A 24,415-nucleotide genomic window follows, 5' to 3' on the forward strand; every position below is an offset into this window, starting at 1 on the left:
AGAATCAATGTAAGTACTCATCTAATAAAGAAAGATTTTCTTCCAGGTCTTTAACTGTGTTCCCCATTTTTATTCTTGATTGAAATGGTTCATCTACCAACCAATTTAGACCCACATATACCGGCCCAATTCCAAGAGAGACCGTCGAATAAAAATTTCGATGATCCGTTGCCACAAAATATTCTATAGCATGTTTTCGATCAATCAGGATGCAAGAAGAAAATCCGCCATCTCTATCCTTGCCCCCAAGTGATAAAAAAAAACGCTTTCTGGAACGATAATATTCAACGAGTAAATTCATTAGATCCAAACCGTCCAGAATTTCTCTATCCTTATCTAACTGCACGATATATTTCTCCATCTTTTATAAATTTATAACCTTTAGACTCCAAATACGAAATCTCTCTATTAGTAAATGACACAGGTGCCGTTTGTGAAATCACTCTTGGATCACTAGTAAAAACAATTTTCTTCCCTTCTGCAATCGCCTTATCGAGGAAAGATTTATTAATCTCCCACATCCTTTCTCTTCCCAGCTCTTTCATCATCGCGTCCCAAGCTGCCACTTCATAATACGTAGCTCCGCGAGCTTGAGCAATCTGTTCATATGACTTAGAACTACCGAAAATGAAACGCCCCAATACCACTTCGTCGCTCATCGGATTTTGCATAGCTGCTACAGCAAGTTTCTCATAAACGATACGAGCAGTTTTTAGATTGCTTACTTGTTGTAATAAGCCAGAAGGCGTTACAGCGCCACTAACAATAGCAGCTGCAGTCTCCGCAGTAATAATTCCTGCCTGTGAAGCAGCAAAAGGATTATTTAAAGCCCATAGCAACATGGCAGGGCTAAGGCCCGCCAAAGTCGCTGAAGCGGAAACTCCTAATGCAGCTTTAGTTGCAACATTTAAATTGGAAAGAATATAACCACTACGCTGTGCTGCTTCCGTTAGCTGCTCTAGCGTAGGCTGTTGAAGGCCATTTTTCTTATAAAAATCCGCATACAAAACGGTGCTCGCCAAATACATGCTGTCATTAGCTCTTTGCTCCGGACCGGCAAAAAACATATGACCAACATTCTGACCAGGCATATTGAGGTCGCCAGGCAAAATCTGTTGCCCCGCTTTGCGTAAAAATTCTGAAGCGCTGACATCCCACGAGGCACGATCACCTTCTGCACCAAACTGCACTTGTCGAAATGCTTGTTCCGCCAATAGTCTTTCAGCCAGCTCTACAGAGATCCCCTTCTCTGCGGCATATTTGGCTGCATTTTCTTTTATCCAATCAATTTCTTTGGGATGCAGCTGTCGATTATTAATATCAACATTCATTGCCGATCCAGCACCGGCAACGTTACCGCCCGCAGCCGCAGCACCGACTCCTGCTGCTGCAGCTTGTGTAACGACTTGTCCCGCTGCATTTGCAACAGTGTCGCTGGCACCTGCTTCTTTTAGTGCGGCAACAACGTTCTTCTGAAGTTGTTCTAACAATGGCGCTGCACTTGCTGCAGCACCAGCGCCCAGTGCACCACTAGTACCACCAGTCAAACCACCCACAACTACATGCAAGGCAACCCGATACGCACCGCCTTCGTCCCACTTCTTCGCTTCTGCTCTGAGTTCATCCGCTCTCTCCGTATTACCAGCATCACCTGCTTCTTTCGCGTCCTTCCTTAGCGTCGTTACTTTGTTAGCAGCGTAGGTACCGACGTCTTCCGCCATTCTTTGGCCTATATCACCCATGATGCGCGCCGCCTGCTCCTCCAGGCGCGCCTTCTGCATCTTTTTCTCCAGCTCGGCTGCTTGCTGCAGTGTGAGCGTATTGCTGAGTGCGCCGTTGGCCGTCGATGCATCACGGTTGGTGAGCTCTTCCGCCGTTTGCTGACTTAGCACATTCTGCTCCGTGTCGCTGCCAGTGATGGTGATGTTGGCCGGACTGATGACGCTGAGGGTCTGGCTTTGCTCACTGCTGTTTTTAGGTAGTGCTTTTTTTGCAGCCGCATTACCCAGAAGGTTGAGAGAAGTGTCGTTGCCTAGTTTTGTGAGGTTGTTTTGGACCGTTGCACCTGTTCCTACTACGGCAGTGCCACTGAAGCTTTTGCTTTTGGTGGCGGTGCTTTGCGAGTTGCTGAGATCGCTGCTGCTCAAGCTACTGGTGCTGAGGGTGTTCTTCGTTTTGTCAGCTGTACTAGTGATAGCTGCCGCAATGAGTTCCGTAGTGCTGCCGACTTTGATGTCGAAGCCACCACCACCCACTGCGATACCGCTTTGACCCTGCGTGCTGACGTAACCGTGCTTGATGCTTTGCTTGCTGGTGTTGACAGATACCGAGCTGGTACCAACACAAAACGGCGGGATGCAGACGCTGACGCCGAAGCCGCTGCTTTTTTGTTCGCTTTGGTATTGGCTGCGATCCTGCAGGGTTTCTATCGTAAGGTCACGGCCTACTTCCATCTGAACTTGCTTCGCCGCGAGCTGCGCTCCTTTTAAGGTGGTGTCCTTGCCACTCTTGACGCTGAGTTTGTCGGTCGCAGTGATGAGTGTGTTGTCGTAGGTGGTTTCATCACCCTTGGCACTGCCCTTGCCTTGTTGCATACCTGCCTGGAAGCTGATGCCACTTTGCTGGCCAACACCAAAGGTAGCGCCGACACTGGCGCTTGATGATTTGTTTGTGCTTTGCATCGCACTGGTGTTAGCTGCAGCCAGCAGTGTGACATCGCGCCTGGCTTCGAGGTTGATGGTTTCGGCCTGCAGCTTGGCGCCTTCCATGGCGATGTCAGTCTGACGCGCGGTCAGGTCTATGGATTTGGCTTGCAGGTTAGTACCTGTTACTCGCGTGTCCGCGGTACTGCTACTGCTGCTCGATTTGGAGCTACCGACAGTGACCGAGACACCAAAGGCGGAGCCACCTGGATCTGCATTTGCCAGGTCAGTTGCTGCGTCTTTGGCGCTCTTGGCAAACGCGGCACCTTTTTCAAAGGCTTTGTAGCTGTCGTAACCTGCTTTTAATGCCAGCGCATTGTCCAGTCTGTCGTTACCGCTGCCTTTGTTCGCAGCCATCGCAGCTTCGACCGCGCCATAGATGAGGCTGCCGACTTGTCCTGCAGGTTTGCTACCGACTGTGAAGCTTTTACTTTCTGCCTGGTGACTACTACTGCTGGTGTCGCGAGCGGCTAGCAAATCGATGCGATCTGCTGCGAGTATGATAGCTTTGCCTGCCAGCAAATCCGCACCGCGTGTGGTGATGGTCGCATCCCGCGTACCAGCGTTCCCGGCAATCATGCTGAGGTTGCCCTTATTGGCCGATAGCAAGCTGGTTACAGCGCGCTGCCCATCTGCCTGACCATTTTGTTTGTCGGCGGTGGTGCCAAGGATGGTCATGCTGCCGCTCAGACTTGGCATCAACCCTATGCTGGTGCTGGAGCTCTTGCTGGTGCTGGTCGTGCTCTGCGCTTCGTTGACGACATCGATATTGATGTTGCGGCCGGCGCTTATGTTGATGTCCTTGTCAGCCAATACCGCACTACCGACTATGTCTGCGTCGCGCTTGGCGTCGATTTGCACATTGCTTCCGGAGACACTGGATGAGATCGCCGTTTCGCTCTGTTGATCCAAGGTTTGCCTGGTTTTACTGCTACCAACCGAGACACCAGTCTGTGCGCTGCCGGATAAACCCGATCTCTTTCTTTCGCTGACCTGCGAGATGTTGTGCTGCTCAGTGGCGGCCGCGATTTTGACGTCCTGACCTGCGCTGAGTTTGACGTCTTGCACAGCATTGACGTGGCTGCCGAGCAGCGCTGCATCATTGCCTGCGGTCAGTGTGACGTTCTTGCCTGCAATCGAACTACTGACTACCTGTGTATCAAAGGTATCGGCGGTGCCTTTGTTACTTTTGCGTGAGACCAGGCTGCCGTTTTTGCTGGCAGAGAAACTACTCGACTGACTGGCATTGGTAGCGTTTTCTATAGTGAGCTCTTTCGCTGCGATCACCGTCACATCGCCACTGGCAATGACTTTGGAGCCACGGATGACAGTATCGCTACCGGAGGTAAGCGATACGTCCTTGCCGCTGAAGTTGCTGCTGATAGAGGTATTCCTATCAGTTTGTACACGACTCTCAGTGCTGTGCGAGGAGGCAAAACTTTTTTTCTTCGCATAGCGCGCTTCATCGCTCTGACTGGTCGCGCGACCTTCCGCAATCTGAATATCTCCCGTTGCGCTGACACGCAGATCTTCCTTGGAATTTACATTTGCAGCGGTCGCGGTGAGATTATTTCCGGCTGAAATAGTCGCCTTGCCACCTGAAGTGATTTGGCTGCCTACTTCAGTCGCCCCTGATTCGCGTATGTAGTTGCGCGCATTGGCGGTGAGATCGCTGTTGTACGCGGTCTCTACCGTACCCAGGTTCACATTGTTACCTGCGGTAGCCTGTATATCTCCCTTGCTGGACAACACGCCTGCGAGCACGCTGAAGTCATTACCTGCACTCGCAACCAGTATGCCTTTCTCGCCCGTTACGTACAGTCCTGCCACGCGGTCTATCTGGGTGAGACTACTGCTGGAACGGCCCGACGAAGCGGTGCCCGTGCTAGTCGTACTTTCAAGAATGAGATCCCTGCCTGCATTTGCATTCAGGCTATCCTGCGCAAGCACGCGTCCACCTTGATTGCGTATGTCTTGCTGTGCTGTTACTTCAACGGTCTTACCCGCTATGTCTGCAAGGTTGTGCACGTTGTCGGCCTTGATTTGCATGACATTACGACCAGCGATGGTGCCACTGTTCTTGAGGTCGCCACTGAGCTGGATGTTGACGTTCTGACCTGCTAACAATGAACCTCCACCAGAGAGGTCGCCTGATCTCGGCTTGACGTAGACCTGTGGCACCAAGGCTGTGGTGATACTGCCATCCGGCAGCACGACTTCTTGTGCGACCAGCCAGACAATGTCACTGGTAAGCACTGCCATCTGCGCAGGCGTGAGGCTGACGCCTGGCACTAGCTCCCATTGCTTGGCATAGGCAGTACCAGCCCGCATTAAAGCTTGATACTGCGCTTCGTCATTGGCATAGCCATCGAGGAATCTGCGCCCCGTCAGCTCCGCGATTTGTTCGCGGATGAGCATTTGCTCATAGAAACCATCGCCCAGGCGCTTTTGTATAGTGTTGGGATCGGTGTTGAGCTGCTGCAGCATGTAATCGCTGGAGAGCCATTGCTGCTTGTTGTAGAGGCGTGGATCACCTTTATAGATGTGGCTGTCGTTCGGATCAGGATTGAGGATGAGCAGGCTGCTGCTCGGTGGCTTCCGCGGCCCTATAACCTGTGCGCCTGATCCGGAGACACTGGCATTGCCCTGCGCGACGGAGGTATCCAGTTTGGTTGTGACGCTTTCAACGACTTCTACATACGAGCCCGTCCCAAAATAACCAACGCGCAAGCGGTACGGTTTATATTCAACGTTGTCGCCTCTTATCGTGCCGTACTCAGTTACCTGGCGACTCCCCTGCGTCTCTGTGTTGGTCAGTTTGCCACCTGAAATATTCAGGTCGCCGCCGGCCAAGATGCGACTGTTGTCGTTAAGGATCTGATCACTTACAAGTGTCATGGAACCACCAGCAATGATTTTCGCTGGTGTGCCCGGATTATCTACAACCGTTTCTACGATTTGCTTGCTTGTCACCCAGATTTGATAGAAGTCACGATAACCGCGTGATATCAAATCGCGGTTGTAACTCAGAAGCCTGCTTCTGAGCGTTACCTGATCATCCACCGCTACACCGAAGAGCTTCCATACAGGACTGTCACTCGGATAGTCATAAGGAACCTGGATGGTGGTGTTACCCTCCATAGGATCATATACGGTCTCATATGCAACTAGCTGATAGGGAACACGTGAGTACCCCTTCTCAAATGGATAAACACTACTAGGCCTGACATATTCAAGACGGTAACGTCCCGGCTCTCCATCATCAAATCTATCTGACGCACATTTGAAACAACGACCTAGTTCGTTTTCCAGATATCGCGTTCCGCCCAAACGTATGTAATGCCCGGACGCAGATTCGCTCGTAGTATCGGTACGTGTACTGAAGTCAGGATTCAGGTTATTGATCTTGCTTGCCGTGATGACCAAGCCGCCCATCGACTCTATCGTCGCAGCCTGGTTGGTGACGACATCTGCCGTGCCGGTCGCATGTGCTTGCGCATCCAGGCTGCGGCCTATGTTCAGTGCGGTTGCATCAGTTCCCGCGCTGAAGAGTAGAGAACCATCCCGATTGTTAAGCGTGCCTACACCCAGATCCATACGCTGGCGGGCAGCAATGAGGGCATCAGAACGCAGATTGGCTAAGGTTTCACTGTCGTTATTAAGTGTATTCGCAGCAATCGCGAGTTGATCACCATAGATGCGGCCAGTGCCTATGTTGTCGAGTTGATCTGCACGCAGAACGGTTTCCGCACCGTCTATCAAGCCACGATTGCTGATATTGTTTGTGGCAGTAACAACGGTAGTCTTAGCTGCTATTTCTCCAGTCGCTGCGTTGTCGATATTTGAGACTTTGACTACGAGGCGATCTGCGGCAGCCAGCTTGCCAGCATTGCTCAGTGTGTCTGCAGTAATCGTAAGATTATTATTTGCATCTATACGCGCATCGGCAGTGTTAAGTAGCTCACCAGTCGTCACAATATCGGCCTGATCTTGCGCACTGATCACCGCCTTCGCGCCACTGTTGCTGATATTGCCGGTTGTCTCGATATGCAGCTTGCCACCACTACCATTTGACGATGCAGCCTGTATAGCGCCCTCATTCGTGAGGAAACCGTTCGATAGCAACACCAGGTTGCCGCCGTTCGCATTGATAGCGCCCTGGTTACGTACACCCATACCGCTTTCACTGCCGACCAGATAGATGTGGCCAGCGTACATGCCACCCAGTGCCGCAACATCAAGACTGAATTGCGGAACCGGCCCCATACCTGTAATGGAGGTAATACCTTGCGCCACGTTGCCCGGATAATCAGCGCTGTTGATGCCGACTTCATTCGCACCTGTTACGATTTTTAGTTTATTCGCCCAGATACCCGCATTGACTTGTACTGACCTGGCCAGGATGTCGGTGTAAGTCGCACCACGCGTATCCAGCCCCAGGCCTTCGACGCTGATGGCGCCTTGCGTGATGCGGTAGCTTTCCAGTGATCCGTTGTTGACCGGATTGCTTGTTGCAGTTCCCGTCGTGAGGGTGACGCGATCAGCATTGATGAAGCCACCACCATTGATTTGTATGCCTGCCGGATTGGCGATGATGACTTCCGCTTTCTGACCTGCGACTTCGACGTAGCCACGCAAATGGCTCGGGTTGCTGGAGTTGACTTCATTCAGGATCACACGTGCGGCACTACCCGACAGCCAAGGATTACCCTGTACCCAGCCGCCGGTTTGCGTGAGCACATTGTCCCGGCTGTTGTTGAGTATGGCACCATTGCTCTGCACGTCGAACTGGCTGTAGGTATTACGCGATACGCCTGCGGCAGATGGTGCCTGGATGTTGACTTGCGGCAGACCATTCGCTGTTTGCACTATGGTCGGACGTTGATTATTCGGTGCACCTGGATCTGCGACGATCTGCGCATGGGCAACAGGCATGATGACTGTCATGACACCCGCAGTCAGTTTGGCAGCGAAAGATATCGATTTTAGCTGCAAGCAAATCTGTTCCATCGTCGGTTTAAACACGCCAGGCGCAGATGATGCGGCATCGCCCTTACATTGCGCAGCTACATTCTCTGCGACCGCCATCATGATGCCGCGCGTTTTATTAAAGACGATGCGATATAGGTGCTTGTTCATGCCTGCCTCTTGCCTGATTTATTCAATATGTAGGTACCGCCGCAATACGTCTCAACGCATTGCAAAATTAAAACCCTTCGCTTTTTTATCTACGCATGCGTCCTAAACATGAAGTACGCATCAACGCGAACCAAGAATGCGTATGACAACATCAACGAAGGGGAGTAATAAAGTAACTACAAAGGAACTACAAAGGAACTACAAAGGAACTTATCTCAAGCGAAGACGATATCTATCGCGCACACCTCGAATCAGGACAAATTCGAATAATGCGAATCTAATTGGCTGATAGCTCAAACCGCCGGAGAAGCATGAACGTCATTCATACATCCCCGTCACTGACGACCATTTGAAAACCCGCTTCCACGTCCCGTTACGTTCGCGCAGTTCGATATCAGCATAACCATCCCGCATCTCCGGTAGCACGGTCAGCATATTCACCGTTTCCGATACCGCACGCTCACTTCCGGCACCAACAGATTCCGTCTTGATAAAAGCCATCGGTCGCGCAAACACCGGACGCAGTCTTGCGCCATCCATCATGAACAGATACAACATTTCAAAATTGGCACCACCACCTTTATATTCTTCATCCCAGCTGGCGCGCACAGCCACGGCCCATCCCTGCTCTGTATCGCCAGGTCGCAGCAGATAAGGCTGCAAGTCAAAACGTCGCCAACTGTCCGGCCATCGCAGCACAGGCTTATGCGCCGCACTCCGGTCCAGGGCTCGCGGCTGAGGTATGTTGGAGTTCGCCCAACTGACGGGAACAGACACAGCTTCATGGCTACGTGCCACCAGTACCGGCGACGCACCGGGACGCTTGCTAAACACACCCAACCATAAAGACATCTTGTCCTGTACTTCTTGCGAGTCTGCATCGCAGCCATGCATCACAAACATACGGTAGCGTTCTGCCGTTTCCGCACGCGGTGCGAGGCAAACCATGGCCAGATACATGTCCGGACGTTGCGACCAACGCAACACACCAGCAGTCGCCAATAATTCTGTCGGCTGCCCGGATGCCAACTGTTGCAGCAGGCTATCCCTATCGTAAGTAACAGGCAGCGGCGTACCAAAGTCCTGCGGTTCCGCACCGGGCGCCATCGCGGCCCGGTCATACATGATGCGCGCTTCTTCGGTACGAAACGCGGCACGGACGTGATCCTGGGTTGGCACCCTGATCTGTGCCTGCGTTGACGCATGGATAGATAGCATAAGAAGTATCAGCTGAGAGCAAAAAGACGACAGTCGCATACGTGCCTGGTGACACCAGTCCGAAATAAATGATCGAATGACACTAACTCAAGCGCTTCACGAAACGTGCCGGACAGTTCTCAATTACTCATGAGAAGCATGTGATTAGACTCAGAACTTAGTTCGCACCGCACGACATGCAGCAGCATTTTATTTGCGATTTTTCTGGTTATACTTAAATTGACAACCAGATTCCAATTATGAAAACTAGTTGTCAATAAAGGGAAATCATATGCGATCAAACAAAGCCCATAAAATCACGGAACTTACTCTGACAGTATTCCGCCTTAACGGCGCACTGGTAGATTGGGGGGATGATTTTTCAGCACCAGAAGAACTCACCAGCGCACGGTGGAAAATGCTGGGGGCACTGGCATTAACCACGCAAGCGCTGACAGCGCCGCAGATTGCGACCTGCATGGGTGTTACCAGACAGGGAGCACAGAAACAGCTGAATTTACTCGTCGAAAGCGGTTTGGTAGAGCCCCGTTACAATCCGCAGCATAAACGCTCACCCTTGTATTCACTGACAAGACAAGGACGAAAAATTTATAGCACGATTAATCTGCGCTGGACTGGTCATGCGGCTAAGCTGGCCGCTGGCTTCACCGCTGCCGAGTTGGATACCACCACCAAAGTATTGCAGCAGTTGGCGGCTGTCTATGCAGATCTGGGACGTCAACATGAAACGTAAAGTCCACGCCATTGCCGCAACGCTGGCGCTACTATTCATCGCAACATTCTGGACCTCCACTGTCGCTGCCGAATTCCTGCTGTCCCAGCCCGCAGTTATTCAGGTCAAACTAGGGATCGCGTATGCATTGCTGGTTTTCATTCCGGTCATGGTCATCACCGGAGCCAGCGGCTTTGCCTTGGGCGGGAAAAGTACGCAGGCATTGATCGTCGCCAAACGCAGGCGCATGCCCTACATCGCGGGTATCGGCTTGATCATACTCGTACCGTGCGCACTATTCCTGGCAGACCGCGCACAAAACGGACTGCTGGACAACAGCTTTTATGGCATACAAGTGGTGGAACTGATTGCGGGGGCGATCAATCTGGTTTTGATGAGTCTGAATTTCCGCGATGGCTTACGATCGCGCCATTGCAGACAACAGTAAATAGCAGGCATCAAGACTTGCCCTTATAACGCTCCAGCAATTCAAATATCGCCATACCCAGCACCATCGCCGTCACAAAAATAATGGTCTTGCTATTGCCGATGACCAGTGAAGCCAGCGCCGGCCCCGGGCAGTAACCAGCCAGCCCCCAGCCAACACCAAATGCCAGGCCGCCAAATACCAGACGTTTATCTATCTGCTTCGCCTGCGGCAAACGCAAAGGCTCACCCAATAAAGTCTTGCTGCGTCTGGCAGCAGCACTAAAGGCAATCAGGCCGACGCAGATCGCACCACCCATCACAAAAGCCAGTGACGGATCCCACTTCCCGCCCAGATCAAGGAAGCCGATGACTTTGGCCGGGTTAGCCATGCCAGAAATAATCAAACCTATACCGAAGATCAGCCCAGCCAGTAATGCCATAAAGATTTGCATGACGATGCTCCTAGGCGATCAAATGACGCACGATGTACACGGTCAGGAAGCCTGCCGCCATGAAAGCCAGCGTTGCAACCAGCGAACGCAGCGACAGGCGCGACAAACCGCACACGCCATGACCACTGGTACAACCGGCGCCGTAACGCGTACCCAATCCGACCAGCAAGCCGGCAACGACTAGCGTCACATTGCTGGCCTCGATCGTGGCATCCGGCAGCGGACGGAACAGCGCGTACAACAAAGGTGCCGCCATCAAGCCGATCAGGAAAGCCACGCGCCACAGCAGGTCGCCCTTCACTGGTCTTAGCAAACCACCGAGGATGCCGCTGATACCTGCGATCTTGCCGTTGAAGAGTATGAATAATGCTGCCGCCAGTCCGATCAGCAAGCCGCCGACCAGCCCGTGCCATGGCGTGAAATGCATCCAGTCTATCGTCATGATTTTTTCCTCTTCGCAGGTGCGCAGTACTGTTGATACAGGACTTCAATCACGGCCATCGCTTCTTTGCTGGCCATGCTGTAATAGATTTGCTTGCCTTCCCGCCGCGTATGCACCAGTTGCTCTTCACGCAGTACCGTCAACTGCTGCGACAAAGTCGGCTGCCGTATCTCAGTCGCTTCTTCCAGCTCACTGACACAGTACTCGCCCTCGGCCAGCTGGCACATCAATAGCAATCTATCCCGATTGGATAAAGTCTTGAGCAAGCCGCAGGCTTTAGTCGCGGCTTGCTGCAAAGCATCCAGATCCACACTTTCAGTTGCACTCATACACACTCTTAATCATCGAACAATATGCAATATTTTAATATATATTTATATATATTATTAAGGAAAAATAAAGCAGCCCAGGTAGCCAGGCTGCTCGCGCTTATCAAGCTGATCAATTACGGTGGCGCACATTCTTGCACCGCACCTTTCTTTCCGCTGCCCGCTTTCTTCGCTGCGGCTATTTTTTTGGCGGATGCATCAAACGCATTATCCAGATAGCCGCCATAAACCCCGGCAATATCGCCGCCTATGATGGGCGGTGCCAGCATGCAACCACTCGCATCCACGAAGATCACCGTAGGTGCAGCGATCACTTTGTATTTTTGCGCGATGCCACGCGGACTGGTACTGCTACGATCAAAACTCTGTACGCTTTGCGCACTCGCCATATCCACTTCACGGATGACAGGCCGCTCCTTAGGTTTGCTATCCCTCAGTAACGGATACAAATAGTTATTCCGCACTACATGACAAAACGGACAACCCGGCAAAGAGAAAAAGAGTATGACAGGCTTAGCTTCACGTTCGGCCTGCGCACCGTCACGCGCCAGATCGCTCACCATAGGAATCGCGGCAGCCTTATTATCAGCAACAGCATGCGTGCTCAATACCAGGCACAACAGACACAGGAACAATGATTTCATACGCGCCTCAATCCTGCTGCGCGAATCTGGCGATGTCGTCGAAGTCTTCGTCAAAGATTTCACCGACATCTACGCGTCTAAGCATGCCGCGTTTGTCGAATACATAGTTAATCGGCAGACCTTGTCGTTTGCCCAGTACCCGCTCCAGCGCCGGGAAGTCAGTAGTAACCGGATGCGTGAGCTGATACTTGCGCACCCACTGCTGCGCCTTCTCTTTTTGTTGCGGGTCTTTGCTTTCGATGTTGACGCCGATGACGATCAGCTTGTCCGTGTTCCTGCTGTACAGCTTTTGCAATTTCGGCGCTTCATTTGCGCAGAACGGGCAATAGGAAGCAAAGTAGCTGATAACGATGACTTTGCCACGCAGGCTGGCAGGATGGATGGTCTTGCCGTCCAGCGTCGTCAGTATCGGTAGTGCCGGGGTGTCACCCGGACGCACATCGGCCGCGTACGCTGCTCCGGACACAGCGATGCATGCCAGCAATAGCAAACGAGATACGGCGAGGGACAGGCGCTTCATCATGCTGCACACCTAAGGAAGCAGGCTACGCGCAATAACACGTAGCGAATTTCAATACCTGGGGAAATACAATTTACTCTTGTCCAGCTTATAGCTCCACGGCAGTCCTGCATTCTTCCAGCCATTCACTGCTCGCTGCCCTGCTTGCGGCCCGGTCTTGGCCAGGTCACCTTCAAAACCGTCAACTACTGAATACACCCTGGTATAACCAAGATCGGTCAGCAAGTTAGCAGCACGCGAACTGCGATCACCGGAGCGACAGATCAGGATCACGGTATCGTTTTTACCAAGTCCTGCTGCCGTCATGCGTCGCGCCAGTTCCGGCCCGAAGTCGCTATTCACGTCCAGCTTGAAGCGTCCGTTCTTATCATCCCACGGCGCATCATCCGGATGTTCGACGTAGGGAATGCTGGCGTCGGCTATGGTCGGCATGCCGACATAAGTGATTTCCCCGCGCGTACGCACGTCTACAAAATAAGCCTTGTCGGCCAGCTTTTGCTTGAGCCGATACGCTTCCTTCGCATCCAGATACAGCCCTGCCCTGGTCTGTTTGATATCCGGCACTTGTGATGCATCGTAAGCCCATGCAAATACGCAAGCCGCACCCAGTATCAGAGCAGCGATCAGTTTCTTCATTTTGCATCAACCTCACACAATTTAATTCGCAATGCCCGGATTACCATCCATGCCGACGATACGCGGCGTATTCAGTTTGCGTGGTGTAACGACCTTGTTGCTACGTAGCCACTGCGCCACCACATCCCACACTGGTTCGCCGGATGCGCCTTCTGCGACTGGCGCCCAGCCCGCCACCTTGTAGGTCTTGCTGGCATCAATCAGCTTGCCGTCCAGACGCATGTCCTGGATACGCGCACCCATTTTTTCCTTGGGCGCTATCGTGTAGCTCATGCCGCCTACCCGTACCATATCGCCACCTTGCTGATAGTAAGGATCGGGGTTGAACAGATTGTCGGCTACGTCTTCCAGTATGGTTTTGATAGTCGCACCGCTCATATCGGTCAGCGTGCTGTATGAATATGTCGTCGCGGTCTGATCCATCAGATGTTCCATCAGGATAGGACTGTCCGGCAGCAACGATGTCCCCCAACGGAAACCCGGAGAGAAAGCGATGTCTGCACCTTTGACATCCATCAGCGCATCGACGATGAGTTGATCGAAGGTACCGTTGAAATTACCCCGGCGGTACAAAGTCCCTTCCGTCATCGCCAGACGTTCATTCAGTTTGGATTCATACGGTGCACGTATCTTGGTGATCAGTGCATCCATGTCCTTGTCCGCAGGCAGGAAGTTGGAGAACACCGGCAACAAGCGATATTTGTAGCCCTGCACTTTGCCGCCGCGCACATCGAAGTCGAGCACGCCGAGGAATTTGCTATTGCTGCCTGCGTTGGTGACCAGTGTTTTACCGCCAGGATTGCTGACGATGACAGGAGCAGGCATACCGTCATGCGTATGCCCACCCATGATGGCATCTATGCCGCGCACGCGCGACGCCATTTTCAGATCCACATCCATACCGTTATGCGACAGCACGACCACGACTTTCGCGCCTTTGCTGCGCGCTTCGTCGACCATCTTTTGCATATTCTCTTCCTGGATACCGAAACTCCATTCCGGTACCAGGTAACGCGGGTTGGCGATAGGCGTGTACGGGAAAGCCTGGCCGATGACGGCGATTTGCACGCCATTCATTTCCTTCAGCACATAGGGCGGGAAGACCGGATCGCCGAAGTCGGTGGTCTTGATGTTTTGTGCGACGAAATCGACTTTTCCCTTGAAGTCTTTCTCAACGATTTCCTTCACGCGTTTGTCACCCAGTGTCATTTCCCAGTGTGCGGTCATGACATCCACGCCCAATGCCAGGCAGGCGTCGACCATATCCTGGCCATTGGTCCACAAGGCAGTTGCCGAGCCCTGCCAGGTATCGCCGCCATCCAGCAATAATGCGCCCGGACGGCCAGCCTTCATGCGTTTGACCAACGTCGACAAATGCGCGAAGCCGCCGACTTTGCCGTAGGTTTGCGCTGCCTTTTCAAAATTCAGGTAGCTGAATGCATAGGCTTCTGGCGTATTCGGTTTGACGCCAATTTCCTTCAGCAATTTTTCGCCGACCAGATGCGGCATGCGTCCTACCGCGTCGCCTATGCCCAGATTCACATTCGGTTCACGGAAGTAGATCGGTTTCAATTGCGCATGGCAATCGGTGAAGTGCAGGAAATGGACATTGCCGAAACGCGGCACGTCATACAGTTTGCCGGCGGAAGGTGCCGCCAGCGCGCCTTTGGAATCCAGCAACATACCGCCTGCAGCTGCGATACCCATGACCTGAATGAACTCACGACGATTCAAACCCATTTTTTCCTCTGATTATTCGGTAGACGAGCTCGCCATGCTTGCAGGTGCAAGCGATGCGATAAGGTGATGCAATCAAAGCGCAGCAAGTGGCACTGCGCCTTGATTTAGCGGTTGCTTACTTGTTGACGGGCGAAGCCGGATCCAGCAACAAGGCCATGACATCCTTGATTTGTTTCTCTTGCAGGATGCCGTTATGGCCGAAGCGCGGCATGTTGGAACATGCGGTAAAGGCCTGGGCGTTGTAGATCTTGGCCCAGGTGTACTTCAGCATGTCTTCGCTCTGGCCACGTATCTTCCCGTACTGATACAGGGAAGGACCGATGTTGCCGAAGGAGATTTCTGCCTTGCCGATTTGATGACAGGCGTAACAGTTACCACCGTTGACACTGCCGACCGCATCCGACGATTGCATGCCGCGACCGTTCTGGGCAATTTTCTCGCCTTCTTTCCAGTCACCCAGGTACTTGCCGTCAGCCGGATACTTCACCTGCTTGAGCTGTGAAGCTTCCAGTGCTGCTGCCTTATCCTTAGGTGTATCGCTCGGATATTCACTGCACAGCTTTTGCGCCTCGTCCTGATCCAGCATACGCTCCATGGTGGCCGGGCCTTTGGATTTGAAGTCTGCTTTTAGCATGGCGATTGTTTCTTTGCCATAGTCGCTATCCGCTGCTACGGTGGCACAACCGGCGATGGTAACGACCGATGCTATCAAGATGCCTATTCTTTTTTTCATATCGCCTCCCTATCGTTTCAGCGCTGGGCCGTTATACACACCACCGTCCGCGCTCTTGGCCAGGAACATCGTCACTGCAGTGATGACGTCAGAGCCGTACAGCGGTTCCGGGAAGCGTTGCTGACGGAAGCAATCATTCAGGCGATGCTGCATGGTGCGCACTTCGCCTTGCGAGACGCGATAAGCAGGCCAGGTGCCATACGCAGCCTGTGCATTGCTCTTGTTCAGCAAGTTGGGGAGGTCCTGCAAACGGATGCGTTGATTGTCAACGGCGTGGCAGGTAGCACAGGCAAAGTCATGCGAACCGGCACGGTAGAAGAAGATCTTCTTGCCGATCTCATAGGCACGCTTTTCTTCCGGATGCGCAGTCGATACCGACATCTTCATGCCACGCGATTCGGATGTGATGTACGCCACCATCGGTTCGATATCAGACGGCTTGCCGGCTGAACCGAACGGCATCTTCACTGCCTGCTCACGCGTCAGGCCCTGCAGGTTCATACGGCAATAGATCAGCCGCTGTTCCAGGTCCATGACCTTGTTGACGTCCTTGAAGTAACGCGGCAATTCGGCATAAGCACCTTTTACCACGCCAGCGCCTTTGCCCAGATCGCATTGTTCCAGGCTGACATTTTTCGGACCGGCTTTGGTGCGCCATAGTTCTTCACCGCGCATTTCCCATAACTCAGCGGGATTACCGTCAGCCAGCAGCTGGCGATACTTGGCAATCTCATCTGTAGTCGATTGCGCCATTACAGATGCAGTTGCGCTGATCGCGACCGCTGCAAATAAATACAAGCTTCTCTGTCTCATTACGCCCTCCTCAAATTTAAGTGGATGCGGTCTGATGCCACATTCGTATCACTTGGGTACTTCTGCTCCCGTTTGCTTACTTAGCTTCAGGAAACTGCCGCTTCATCGGTACGACTGTCACCCGTGTTATCGGTCCAGCTGATGGTGATCTTGTCGCCTTTGGCACCGCCCTTGAATTTGAACGACAAGAACGGATCTTTTGAAATCGAGGTACCCATCAACATATCGAGCACGACCTTGTCGTTACACTTGGCAGTCAGTGTCTGGATGAAGTGCGCCGGTACTGCTTTGCCGGAGGCATCTTTGCGTTGACCGGTTTCCATGTCATGACGCATCAAGACTTTCACTTCGACCACATCGCCGGTTGCGTTCGCGCGTATGCGCATCGGATTGCCCATGATTATTTCCTCTCAAATTGGTATGGATAAATAGCGCTCAGTTCAGCTAATGCATTGCAGCTTGATTAGCCGCCGCAGCCGCCGAGCGTGACCTTGATCTCTTTGCTTGCGATCAGCCACTTGCCATTTGCCTTGACCAGTGCATGCACGTTCGAGGTACCACCCATCTTGACGCGCGTACTGACGTTGGCTTCCGTACCGGCCGGCAGCGTCATGGTGGCGGACAGTGGTGTCGGGTTTTTCTCTACCAGGATGGCCATGAATTCGGTATTCGGCACGTTGCTGGAAACCGAGACCGGAACGACCGCACCGTTTTCTGCGATATCAGGACCGTTGACTGCGATGTCGGTACTGATGGCTGCTTTATCCGCGCCCAATGCAGCCAATGCTTCCTGCAGGGATTTCGCATCAAAGCCGCTGGACTTCCAGTCAGCTGCCAGTACATCCGTAGGCTTCAGTATGCCCGCGGTAATCGCCAGTCCGAGTACCGTTGCAATACGCAACGCGTCACGTCGTTTCTCATTCATTAGATTCTCCTCTTGAAAAATTGATGCCATCGCAAGATGGCATAACTACCACTTACTTCACTTGTGCCAGTGCTTTGGTCAAACGATCCTTGTTCATGACAAAGCTCTTCGAGAGCTTGTCGGCTTCAGCTTTTGCCGCATCCAGGTTGCCCGCTTTGCCGACCTGAATCACGCCTGCCATGCCCATCGTTTTATGTGGATCGCAAACATAAACATACACGCCCTCTTGCGTCAGCGACACAACAATTTCTTCATCCATCTTGCCTTTCCATTCCTTGGCGCCGGCAGGTACCAGAACGGATGCGCTGTTGTGCGCTGCATCAGTTTTGATGAATTTAACGGTGTCACCTTTTTCAGCTTTCAGGAAGGTAGGCTCGAATGACATCATGCCGTCCTTGCCGTTGTTAACCATCTTCACCTGATGTTCGGCAGCCGACACGCTCAATGAAAACAATGCCAGGGTCACAGCGCTTACCAGTTTGTACATTTACATCTCCTCGTTTTAGTTTTGTTTAATTCACGTTCGCACTACACATGCTGCAGTTCATCTTTTCCTGCATTTTTTGCTGCTACTTTTATTTCGCACCGCCGAGTATCCAGCCCACCAGGGTCTTGATGTCCTCATCCTTCACGTGCGCCTGCGCCGGCATAGGGATAGACCCCCACGCTCCGCTACTGCCTTCCTTGATCTTTGTCGTCAGTGCGGCGGATGCGTCCGCGTGGCCTTTGTACCTGGCGGCGATCTCATTAAAGCCCGGCCCTATCAGTTTGCTGCTGACGCCATGACAAGCGACACATGCATATTGCCTGGCCAGCGCCAGTCCATCTGCCTTGACTGGTGCCGCCGGTTTGGCCATCGCCAGTTTCTGCTCGGCAGTAACTGACGAGATTGGCTTGGTAGAAGCTGGTTTGGTGGTATCTACGCCGCGCACTTCGCCGAAGGTACGGTTTTGCAGCTGGATATTGCCGTGTGCATTACGCGATGGCTCCGGCAGGCTGGAGCGCAAGTCCGTACTGGTCTTGCAATCCTTCATGCAGGCCACGCTTTTTACATCCGGCTTGCCTTTGATATCCCACATGCCGTGCTTGCGCGTCATGCCATTCCGGTTAGGCATCAGTTGCTGTACCTCTGCGATGTTCTTGTCCGACAACGTGAAATCATCGGGCAGAATTTCGGCCATGTTCAGAATGTAGGCTGTCACCGCATAGACTTCTTCGGTCGTCAGCGATTTTGGCGTAGTCCATGGCATCGCCCGATTGATGTAATCCCACAAAGTCGATACCGTCGGCACCTTCATGATGGTGGTGCGCTGCGGTTGTTTGTTGTTGGACAGCGCCGCGACATGACCAGTCTTGATGTCTTCCTTGGTGGTGCCGCCGACGATAGGCGTAAACACTTCATTCGATTCACCGAAGGTGCCGTGGCAGGATGCGCACTTGCCTTCCCACACCGCCATCCCTTTGGCGACCGTACCGGAACCGGGTGGCAGGCCTTTGAAGTCAGGACGTACATCGATGTCCCAGGCCGCGATTTCTTTCGCGGTCGCAGGACGGCCGATATTCGTATACGCCGCCTGCGCCAGCGCCATCGTGCTACTCGTCGCCAGCAACAGGGCGACGACAGTTTTAGTAAACCTGTACATTCGACACCTCTCCTGATTCCGATACTTTCCACGATTGGATTGCGTTGTTGTGATAGATGGAGCGGGTACCGCGTACCGCACGCAGTTCATTGATCTTCGGCTGTACATAACCGGTTTCATCTATTGCACGTGATTGCAATACGACTGGTGAACCATCCCAGACCCAGTTGATGTTGAAACGTGTCAGGCACTTAGTGTTGACCGGACCTTCCAGTCTTGCGGTACGCCAGTTGCGTCCGCCATCGACCGAGACATCGACGCGCTTGATCTTGCCGCGCCCCGACCATGCGAGGCCGGTGATGTTGTAGAAGCCTTTATCCAGCAGCATTTGTCCTGCCGACGGCGTGGTGATCACCGATTTGCACTCCTGTATCGAGGTGTACTGACGGTACATGCCATCCGGCATGGAATCGATATAGTGGATCGCCTCATCCTTGGTGCCGTACTCCTTGTCGCCGACTTCGATGCGACGCAACCACTTGACCCAGGACACGCCCTGCACGCCAGGGACAACCAGGCGCAGCGGATAACCGTTTTCCGGACGCAGCATTTCGCCGTTCATGCCCCATGCGACGATGACATCATCGAGCGCTCTGTCCATGCTGATGGTGCGTGTCATGCTGGAGCCGTCCGCGCCTTCGGCGAGGATGAATTTGCCGTTCTTTTTGTCGTAGCCGCAGTCTTCCAGCAGCACCGAGAGTGGTACTCCCGAGAACTCACAGCAGCTCAGCATGCCATGCGAGTACTGCACGGTAGGCACGGCGACATTGCCCCACTCCATCGCTGTGTTGGCACCGCATTCGATGAAGTGCATGCGCGATACCGAAGGCAGGCGCATCAAATCATCCATGGTGTAGACCTTGGGATTTTTTACCAGGCCATTGATCATGAAGCGATGCTTGCCCGGATCGATGTCATGCCAGCCCTGATGATGCCGCTCGAAGTGCAAACCGCTCGGCGTGATGATGCCGAACAGGCCTTGCAGCGGCGCGAACGAAACCGAAGCTGCAGATACGCGCGTCAGTCCCGGCGACTCGCGACGCAGAAGATTGGTTTCATATTTGGAAGGAACCCCGTAACCATTGGTCGCCACGGCCTGGCCGAGCGTGGTTGAGTGTTCGGGGAGATTCAATATATTCGGATCGCCATCGCTGATCGCGCTGCCTTGTGCAAACGTGACTCCGCTTGCCATGGCCGCACTCGCTGCGAGAAAGCTTTTACGCAGGAAGCCCCTGCGCTCTTCACTCAAACCATTTGCTGTAATTTCCTGGGCCACGACCGGGTCCAGAAAATTTTCAGGCGCGCGCACTAAACGGCCTGCTTTAATCGCATCCTTAGTCATCCGTTGTCTCCTACGGCAATTTTGTTTAATTATGTGCCTATATAACTATATGCGCATATACGGATAATGCGCATCGTTTTTTTATTTTTTATTTTTATCTGCTGGCGACGCGTCGCTTGGGCGCCACGACTGGCAGTTGTACTACCGGCGATGGCATGCCTATTTGTGCAGCCACACGGCCACATACTGCTTTGCACAAATCCACTGTCTTTTCATCATCGACACGATAGTAAACCTGCGTGCCCTCCTTGCGACGCGCAAGGATTTTGGCGCGGTACAGCATGTTGATCTGGCGCGATACATTGGCTTGTGTCGATTCGACTTCATTGACGATATCACCTACCGAGCGCTCGCCATTACACACTGCATAGAGGATTTTCAGACGCGTGGGTTCGCACAGCAAAGAAAAGTAATTCGCCACTTCTTCGAATAGCTCACTCATGTCTTCTTTGTTGAAATTTTTATCCACAACACACGTCCACTAATTTAGTTAAATATCTGTTTAATCCAGAGCCGGCCTCGCTCAAGGCCTGATCTGCCATTACGGTTTGATGTAAGCGTAACCTTCTTGTATCTGCAGGCGCGCTACTTCGGCGACACCCGACGGAACAATCTTGGCTTCCGGTATAACCTGTTTCTTGTCTATCTTGCGCGTTTCCAGCGTGTTATTACAGATGCGGAATTCCACATGATCGCGATCTGTTAATTCCTGCACCGCGATGTCGTAGGGATTACCGTTTTTATTCTTCGCACCTTCCAGCAGGAAGTCTATGCCCGCGCCATGCGCCACCACCACAATCTTTGCTTTCGGGCTGGCGTTCAGGTGATTACGGATATTGTTCAATGCCTGGGTGGCGACCGTACTATCGGTGATGTGATACACCACTTTCTCTTCACGATCAGCAGCATAGGCGACAGTCATGCCAAGCGTCGCGCAAAAGAGCAGCAGGAATGTTGTGCGTATCAGTTTCATCATCGTCTCCTTTTATATACTGCTTGCTCCAGCGGACTAGCGCTTTTCCAGGCTTTCTTTTTCCATCAGTATGTAGGTGCCGTAAGCGTTCAAACGATTCGCCTGTTCAAATGCAGGATACTTCGCAAACCCGGCCCAGTCCACTTTTGTATACGCTTCGTCAAACGGCAGCATCTCCGCCACCGCAGCCCCCATCTGCTTGCGCAGGAAGATCAGGTAATCACGTGTCAATTGCATGTCTTGCATAGGCTGCGTTGACATCTTGCCATGTCCCGGCACCACCAGCGCAGGCCTCATTTCCAGCATACGGTCCAGCGCTTCCAGCCACACCTTGCTATTGGCTTCGCCGACAAATGGTATGCGCCCGGTGAAGAACAGGTCGCCAGCAAACAAGACTTTGTCTTCCTCTACATACAACATGATGTCTTCCGCAGAGTGCGCGCCGCTGGAATCGATGATGCGGAAATGCATGCCGCCCATTTCAAACGACATGACCTTGCCATCCTTAAAATTCAACCAGTGATCGGCCGGGATCAATTGTGTTTTGTCATTCACCCATGGTGCGAGGTCGGTGCGACGTTGCTTCAGTCTTTCTTGGGTCAGGTCGGAATTGAGCGCGGCACGACCGTTTTCATGCGCCCAAACTTCAGCGCCTTGCGCCTTGAATGCCTGCAAGCCGTAGAAATGATCGGCGTGATAGTGACTGATGATGACGCGCTTGACCGGCAGCGGCGTAATACGTTTGATCGCCTTGAGCATGGCGTTGCCCAGTACCGGAGTCGCCAATGCATCAAATACAACAACGCCATCTTTGGTAACGACAAAACCGGCATTCGACATGAAGCCTTTGTTGGCGATGCTGGCCATGCCGGCCGTGCCTTCAAAGTAATACACATGCGGGGAAATCTTGATAGGCCTCAGCGTGATCTCATCCGCAGCAACCGCTGTACGCACACCGAATAGCGCCAACGCAAGCAACAGCAAGCCGCACATCCTGTGGTAAGCCAACATATCGTCTCCTCGGTGTTGCCTGGTCAATACGGTCCTGCCAGACAATCAAACTTAATTATATAGTTATATACGCAAATACTACCAAAGCAAATCCGGTTCGCATAGCGTTGTTCAGAATTCGCCCAACGCCCCGCGCTCCATCATTTTCCACATGGTATCGCGCACCTGCATCACGGATTTGCGCAGATCGGGCGGCAACTTGCGCCCCATTTTGATCAGCATGTCCATATTCAGCGCATAGATCCAGAGGCCGTCATCTTTCTCGACTACCGTCAGGCGACATGGCATATAGGCCGCCATATGCGGACTGAAATCGACCATTTGTCGCGCAATCACAGGACTGCAATATGAATATACCTTGAGGAATTTCTCCGGCTTGCCGCTACGCAAGGACAGCTCTTTGGATAAATGGAATTCACCTACCGACTTGATATTGTCTTCTGCGGCAACACTGGTGAAAGCCTGCTCCACTTCCGCTATCGTCACACCATCTTTAACCTTGCGCTCCCAGGTCGTCGCGGCAGCGATATCACCGTCCGAGTCTACCCAGCGGCTCCAGACATTCATCGCCTCGGCGCCGGCGCCATCTTCAGTGTTATTGATAGCGCGCAGGGTGCCGCACGCAGTCAGGCTGGTGAGGATGGCGCAGAGCGGCAGTAGCTTGATCCAGTAATTTATTTTCATTACGACTAGTCTGACTTGGTAGGAGTGCCGGACTCAGGCAAGGTCTAAGCCTGGCATTTTAGTTCAGCAGCCGTACTATACCGCGCCCTGCCGCCAGCCCCTATCATGAAATACCAGGCCGTTACTGGCTGAGTCCGCGGGCATCTATCTCCCATATGGACTCCACCACATCGCGGCGATAGCCTACATACTGCTGATACAGGTTGGCAGTAGGGTCGCAATGCCCGGGGATAAGGTAGAGCCTGGCGCCCAGATAATCCTGCGTATCGCCAGCCGCTACCTGCAGGATGCCGTGCTCGTCATTTGCCGCCTTGTACTGCAACTGGTCGCCGTGATCACCCGGACGCAACACCGGCAATCCCGAATCAACCGCCACACCCTTGAGTCCGACATCGCACACCGCCAGTCCCGGCTTGGCAGTGCTCATGACAGTGCTCGCGATGAATAAACTATGCGCCGGTTTCCAGCCGCCCAGCCAATCCCTGGAACCGTAATCACCATCCATGAATACATAAGAGCCCGGCTGGATTTCGGTGTACACGCCACTAGCCACATCAAACTCTGCAGTACCGGTACCGCCGCCAGTGATGACGTCGCAGCGGATACCGCGCGCGGCCAAAAACTGTACATATTGTGCCGTTGCATGGGCCGCACTTCCCGCGGCCTCCTTGCGTTGTTCCCAGGTCGCCAGGTGCTGTATGCCACCGTGATACGCCTGCAAACCACCGAAACGCAAACCAGCGTACCGAGCGATGCGATCTACCAGCGCCACCAACGCATCGTTTCCCTTTACGCCGCAGCGCCCCTGACCTATATCCACTTCCGGCAACACGGTGATGACCACACCTGCCTGCGTCGCCGCCAGCCCCAGCGCATCCACCTGCGCCGGATGATCGACGCATACGCTGAGCCTTGCATAGCCAGCCAGTTCTACCGCCATCGCCACTTTGTCGGCACCGACGAATTCATTACTGATATGGATGCTCAGCACGCCTTTTGCCACAAATGGATAAGCCTCACTCATTTTTTGGCAGCACACACCGACCGCGCCCAGCTCCAGCTGACGCAAGGCAATCGCAGTCGATTTATGCGCCTTCGCGTGCGGCCGTAGTGCCACACCGTGACGGCGCGCCAGTTCAGCCATGCGCCGGGTATTTGCATCAAAGGCATCGAGGTCCAGCACCAGTGCAGGCGTACTGACCTGGGAAATCGGATCCCCGATACGGGCGAAGGATGGCGGCTTTAGGGCTGATACGTCTTTCATTCGATGCTCCTGGCTAAATAAATGAATACAAAAACTATTTCTTAATAGAAATATTGAAGACCAG

Annotated in this window: 24 protein-coding genes; 2 read left to right on the forward strand and 22 right to left on the reverse strand. The window is 53.0% G+C overall.

Features of this window, described 5'->3' with window-relative positions; genetic code table 11:
* Window positions 1–4: 4 nt before the first annotated feature.
* The 3 genes from DBR37_RS16225 to DBR37_RS16235 all read right to left on the reverse strand — a co-directional run bounded on the left by DBR37_RS16225 (window position 5) and on the right by DBR37_RS16235 (window position 9,059).
* A complete protein-coding gene (locus tag DBR37_RS16225) occupies window positions 5–346 on the reverse strand; it encodes a hypothetical protein (protein WP_124575522.1) in 342 nt (113 codons plus the stop codon).
* On the reverse strand, window positions 333–7,841 hold the full coding sequence (locus tag DBR37_RS16230; RefSeq protein WP_124575523.1) for a hemagglutinin repeat-containing protein: 7,509 nt from the start codon (window positions 7,839–7,841) through the stop codon (window positions 333–335). The genes DBR37_RS16225 and DBR37_RS16230 overlap by 14 nt, the downstream gene beginning before the upstream one ends.
* A gap of 318 nt (window positions 7,842–8,159) precedes the next feature.
* On the reverse strand, window positions 8,160–9,059 hold the full coding sequence (locus DBR37_RS16235) for a hypothetical protein (protein ID WP_124575524.1): 900 nt from the start codon (window positions 9,057–9,059) through the stop codon (window positions 8,160–8,162).
* Window positions 9,060–9,330: 271 nt separating this feature from the next.
* Here DBR37_RS16235 and DBR37_RS16240 point away from each other — a divergent pair, with 271 nt between their 5' ends.
* Together DBR37_RS16240 and DBR37_RS16245 are read left to right on the forward strand one after the other, a co-directional pair.
* The gene (locus DBR37_RS16240) at window positions 9,331–9,792 is read left to right on the forward strand and encodes a MarR family winged helix-turn-helix transcriptional regulator (RefSeq protein ID WP_124575525.1); all 462 of its coding nucleotides are present in this window, start codon (window positions 9,331–9,333) and stop codon (window positions 9,790–9,792) included.
* Complete coding sequence (locus DBR37_RS16245; RefSeq protein ID WP_124575526.1) at window positions 9,782–10,219, forward strand: hypothetical protein; 438 nt, start codon at window positions 9,782–9,784, stop codon at window positions 10,217–10,219. Before DBR37_RS16240 ends, DBR37_RS16245 begins: the two co-directional genes overlap by 11 nt.
* Before the next feature lie 10 nt (window positions 10,220–10,229).
* Here the strand turns inward: DBR37_RS16245 and DBR37_RS16250 are convergent, their stop codons facing one another.
* From DBR37_RS16250 to DBR37_RS16340, 19 genes are all read right to left on the reverse strand, one after another.
* Window positions 10,230–10,652 (reverse strand): YeeE/YedE family protein, encoded by a 423-nt coding sequence (locus DBR37_RS16250; RefSeq protein ID WP_124575527.1) that lies wholly within the window; start codon window positions 10,650–10,652, stop codon window positions 10,230–10,232.
* Window positions 10,653–10,662: 10 nt separating this feature from the next.
* The gene (locus DBR37_RS16255; RefSeq protein WP_124575528.1) at window positions 10,663–11,094 is read right to left on the reverse strand and encodes a YeeE/YedE family protein; all 432 of its coding nucleotides are present in this window, start codon (window positions 11,092–11,094) and stop codon (window positions 10,663–10,665) included.
* Window positions 11,091–11,423 (reverse strand): helix-turn-helix transcriptional regulator, encoded by a 333-nt coding sequence (locus DBR37_RS16260; RefSeq protein ID WP_124575529.1) that lies wholly within the window; start codon window positions 11,421–11,423, stop codon window positions 11,091–11,093. The genes DBR37_RS16255 and DBR37_RS16260 overlap by 4 nt, the downstream gene beginning before the upstream one ends.
* Window positions 11,424–11,539: 116 nt before the next feature.
* Window positions 11,540–12,067 carry a thioredoxin fold domain-containing protein gene (locus DBR37_RS16265; protein ID WP_158610263.1) on the reverse strand — a complete coding sequence of 176 codons (528 nt, stop codon included), beginning with the start codon at window positions 12,065–12,067 and terminating at the stop codon, window positions 11,540–11,542.
* 7 nt (window positions 12,068–12,074) lie between these two features.
* A complete protein-coding gene (locus tag DBR37_RS16270) occupies window positions 12,075–12,590 on the reverse strand; it encodes a TlpA disulfide reductase family protein (protein WP_124575531.1) in 516 nt (171 codons plus the stop codon).
* A gap of 48 nt (window positions 12,591–12,638) precedes the next feature.
* Window positions 12,639–13,223, reverse strand: coding sequence for a rhodanese-like domain-containing protein (locus tag DBR37_RS16275; RefSeq protein WP_124575532.1), 585 nt, complete (start codon window positions 13,221–13,223; stop codon window positions 12,639–12,641).
* Between the two features lie 21 nt (window positions 13,224–13,244).
* Window positions 13,245–14,963, reverse strand: coding sequence for a thiosulfohydrolase SoxB (gene soxB / locus DBR37_RS16280; protein ID WP_199739142.1), 1,719 nt, complete (start codon window positions 14,961–14,963; stop codon window positions 13,245–13,247).
* Between the two features lie 115 nt (window positions 14,964–15,078).
* A complete protein-coding gene (gene soxX / locus DBR37_RS16285) occupies window positions 15,079–15,696 on the reverse strand; it encodes a sulfur oxidation c-type cytochrome SoxX (protein WP_199739143.1) in 618 nt (205 codons plus the stop codon).
* Between the two features lie 9 nt (window positions 15,697–15,705).
* Complete coding sequence (soxA, locus tag DBR37_RS16290) at window positions 15,706–16,509, reverse strand: sulfur oxidation c-type cytochrome SoxA (RefSeq protein ID WP_012078316.1); 804 nt, start codon at window positions 16,507–16,509, stop codon at window positions 15,706–15,708.
* A gap of 86 nt (window positions 16,510–16,595) precedes the next feature.
* Window positions 16,596–16,907 carry a thiosulfate oxidation carrier complex protein SoxZ gene (soxZ, locus tag DBR37_RS16295; protein ID WP_124575533.1) on the reverse strand — a complete coding sequence of 104 codons (312 nt, stop codon included), beginning with the start codon at window positions 16,905–16,907 and terminating at the stop codon, window positions 16,596–16,598.
* A 65-nt stretch (window positions 16,908–16,972) separates the two neighbouring features.
* Window positions 16,973–17,434, reverse strand: a complete 462-nt coding sequence (soxY, locus tag DBR37_RS16300; protein ID WP_124575534.1) for a thiosulfate oxidation carrier protein SoxY — start codon at window positions 17,432–17,434, stop codon at window positions 16,973–16,975.
* Window positions 17,435–17,486: 52 nt separating this feature from the next.
* Window positions 17,487–17,921 (reverse strand): pseudoazurin, encoded by a 435-nt coding sequence (locus DBR37_RS16305; RefSeq protein WP_124575535.1) that lies wholly within the window; start codon window positions 17,919–17,921, stop codon window positions 17,487–17,489.
* Window positions 17,922–18,009: 88 nt separating this feature from the next.
* Complete coding sequence (locus DBR37_RS16310; protein WP_124575536.1) at window positions 18,010–19,077, reverse strand: c-type cytochrome; 1,068 nt, start codon at window positions 19,075–19,077, stop codon at window positions 18,010–18,012.
* Window positions 19,061–20,419 (reverse strand): sulfite dehydrogenase, encoded by a 1,359-nt coding sequence (soxC, locus tag DBR37_RS16315; RefSeq protein WP_124575537.1) that lies wholly within the window; start codon window positions 20,417–20,419, stop codon window positions 19,061–19,063. The genes DBR37_RS16310 and soxC overlap by 17 nt, the downstream gene beginning before the upstream one ends.
* A 94-nt stretch (window positions 20,420–20,513) precedes the next feature.
* Window positions 20,514–20,861 (reverse strand): helix-turn-helix transcriptional regulator, encoded by a 348-nt coding sequence (locus tag DBR37_RS16320; protein WP_124575538.1) that lies wholly within the window; start codon window positions 20,859–20,861, stop codon window positions 20,514–20,516.
* A 99-nt stretch (window positions 20,862–20,960) separates the two neighbouring features.
* Complete coding sequence (locus DBR37_RS16325; RefSeq protein WP_199739144.1) at window positions 20,961–21,392, reverse strand: DsrE family protein; 432 nt, start codon at window positions 21,390–21,392, stop codon at window positions 20,961–20,963.
* A 36-nt stretch (window positions 21,393–21,428) separates the two neighbouring features.
* Entirely contained in the window at window positions 21,429–22,403 is a 975-nt protein-coding gene (locus DBR37_RS16330; RefSeq protein ID WP_124575539.1) for an MBL fold metallo-hydrolase, read from the reverse strand.
* Window positions 22,404–22,514: 111 nt separating this feature from the next.
* Window positions 22,515–23,087, reverse strand: a complete 573-nt coding sequence (locus DBR37_RS16335) for a DUF302 domain-containing protein (RefSeq protein ID WP_124575540.1) — start codon at window positions 23,085–23,087, stop codon at window positions 22,515–22,517.
* A 121-nt stretch (window positions 23,088–23,208) separates the two neighbouring features.
* Complete coding sequence (locus DBR37_RS16340) at window positions 23,209–24,351, reverse strand: DSD1 family PLP-dependent enzyme (protein ID WP_124575541.1); 1,143 nt, start codon at window positions 24,349–24,351, stop codon at window positions 23,209–23,211.
* Between the last annotated feature and the right edge of the window lie 64 nt (window positions 24,352–24,415).

This window comes from Herminiimonas sp. KBW02, assembly GCF_003852535.1.
Lineage (GTDB): Bacteria > Pseudomonadota > Gammaproteobacteria > Burkholderiales > Burkholderiaceae_D > Oxalicibacterium.

What these genes read in the sequence shown, in the direction of transcription:
- DBR37_RS16230 (WP_124575523.1), bottom strand. Translation starts at nt 7,841, where the DNA reads ATGAACAAGCACCTATATCGCATCGTCTTTAATAAAACGCGCGGCATC.
- DBR37_RS16235 (WP_124575524.1), bottom strand. Translation starts at nt 9,059, where the DNA reads ATGCTATCTATCCATGCGTCAACGCAGGCACAGATCAGGGTGCCAACC.
- DBR37_RS16240 (WP_124575525.1), top strand. Translation starts at nt 9,331, where the DNA reads ATGCGATCAAACAAAGCCCATAAAATCACGGAACTTACTCTGACAGTA.
- DBR37_RS16245 (WP_124575526.1), top strand. Translation starts at nt 9,782, where the DNA reads ATGAAACGTAAAGTCCACGCCATTGCCGCAACGCTGGCGCTACTATTC.
- DBR37_RS16250 (WP_124575527.1), bottom strand. Translation starts at nt 10,652, where the DNA reads ATGCAAATCTTTATGGCATTACTGGCTGGGCTGATCTTCGGTATAGGT.
- DBR37_RS16255 (WP_124575528.1), bottom strand. Translation starts at nt 11,094, where the DNA reads ATGACGATAGACTGGATGCATTTCACGCCATGGCACGGGCTGGTCGGC.
- DBR37_RS16260 (WP_124575529.1), bottom strand. Translation starts at nt 11,423, where the DNA reads ATGAGTGCAACTGAAAGTGTGGATCTGGATGCTTTGCAGCAAGCCGCG.
- DBR37_RS16265 (WP_158610263.1), bottom strand. Translation starts at nt 12,067, where the DNA reads ATGAAATCATTGTTCCTGTGTCTGTTGTGCCTGGTATTGAGCACGCAT.
- DBR37_RS16270 (WP_124575531.1), bottom strand. Translation starts at nt 12,590, where the DNA reads ATGATGAAGCGCCTGTCCCTCGCCGTATCTCGTTTGCTATTGCTGGCA.
- DBR37_RS16275 (WP_124575532.1), bottom strand. Translation starts at nt 13,223, where the DNA reads ATGAAGAAACTGATCGCTGCTCTGATACTGGGTGCGGCTTGCGTATTT.
- soxB (WP_199739142.1), bottom strand. Translation starts at nt 14,963, where the DNA reads ATGGGTTTGAATCGTCGTGAGTTCATTCAGGTCATGGGTATCGCAGCT.
- soxX (WP_199739143.1), bottom strand. Translation starts at nt 15,696, where the DNA reads ATGAAAAAAAGAATAGGCATCTTGATAGCATCGGTCGTTACCATCGCC.
- soxA (WP_012078316.1), bottom strand. Translation starts at nt 16,509, where the DNA reads ATGAGACAGAGAAGCTTGTATTTATTTGCAGCGGTCGCGATCAGCGCA.
- soxZ (WP_124575533.1), bottom strand. Translation starts at nt 16,907, where the DNA reads ATGGGCAATCCGATGCGCATACGCGCGAACGCAACCGGCGATGTGGTC.
- soxY (WP_124575534.1), bottom strand. Translation starts at nt 17,434, where the DNA reads ATGAATGAGAAACGACGTGACGCGTTGCGTATTGCAACGGTACTCGGA.
- DBR37_RS16305 (WP_124575535.1), bottom strand. Translation starts at nt 17,921, where the DNA reads ATGTACAAACTGGTAAGCGCTGTGACCCTGGCATTGTTTTCATTGAGC.
- DBR37_RS16310 (WP_124575536.1), bottom strand. Translation starts at nt 19,077, where the DNA reads ATGTACAGGTTTACTAAAACTGTCGTCGCCCTGTTGCTGGCGACGAGT.
- soxC (WP_124575537.1), bottom strand. Translation starts at nt 20,419, where the DNA reads ATGACTAAGGATGCGATTAAAGCAGGCCGTTTAGTGCGCGCGCCTGAA.
- DBR37_RS16320 (WP_124575538.1), bottom strand. Translation starts at nt 20,861, where the DNA reads ATGAGTGAGCTATTCGAAGAAGTGGCGAATTACTTTTCTTTGCTGTGC.
- DBR37_RS16325 (WP_199739144.1), bottom strand. Translation starts at nt 21,392, where the DNA reads ATGAAACTGATACGCACAACATTCCTGCTGCTCTTTTGCGCGACGCTT.
- DBR37_RS16330 (WP_124575539.1), bottom strand. Translation starts at nt 22,403, where the DNA reads ATGTTGGCTTACCACAGGATGTGCGGCTTGCTGTTGCTTGCGTTGGCG.
- DBR37_RS16335 (WP_124575540.1), bottom strand. Translation starts at nt 23,087, where the DNA reads ATGAAAATAAATTACTGGATCAAGCTACTGCCGCTCTGCGCCATCCTC.
- DBR37_RS16340 (WP_124575541.1), bottom strand. Translation starts at nt 24,351, where the DNA reads ATGAAAGACGTATCAGCCCTAAAGCCGCCATCCTTCGCCCGTATCGGG.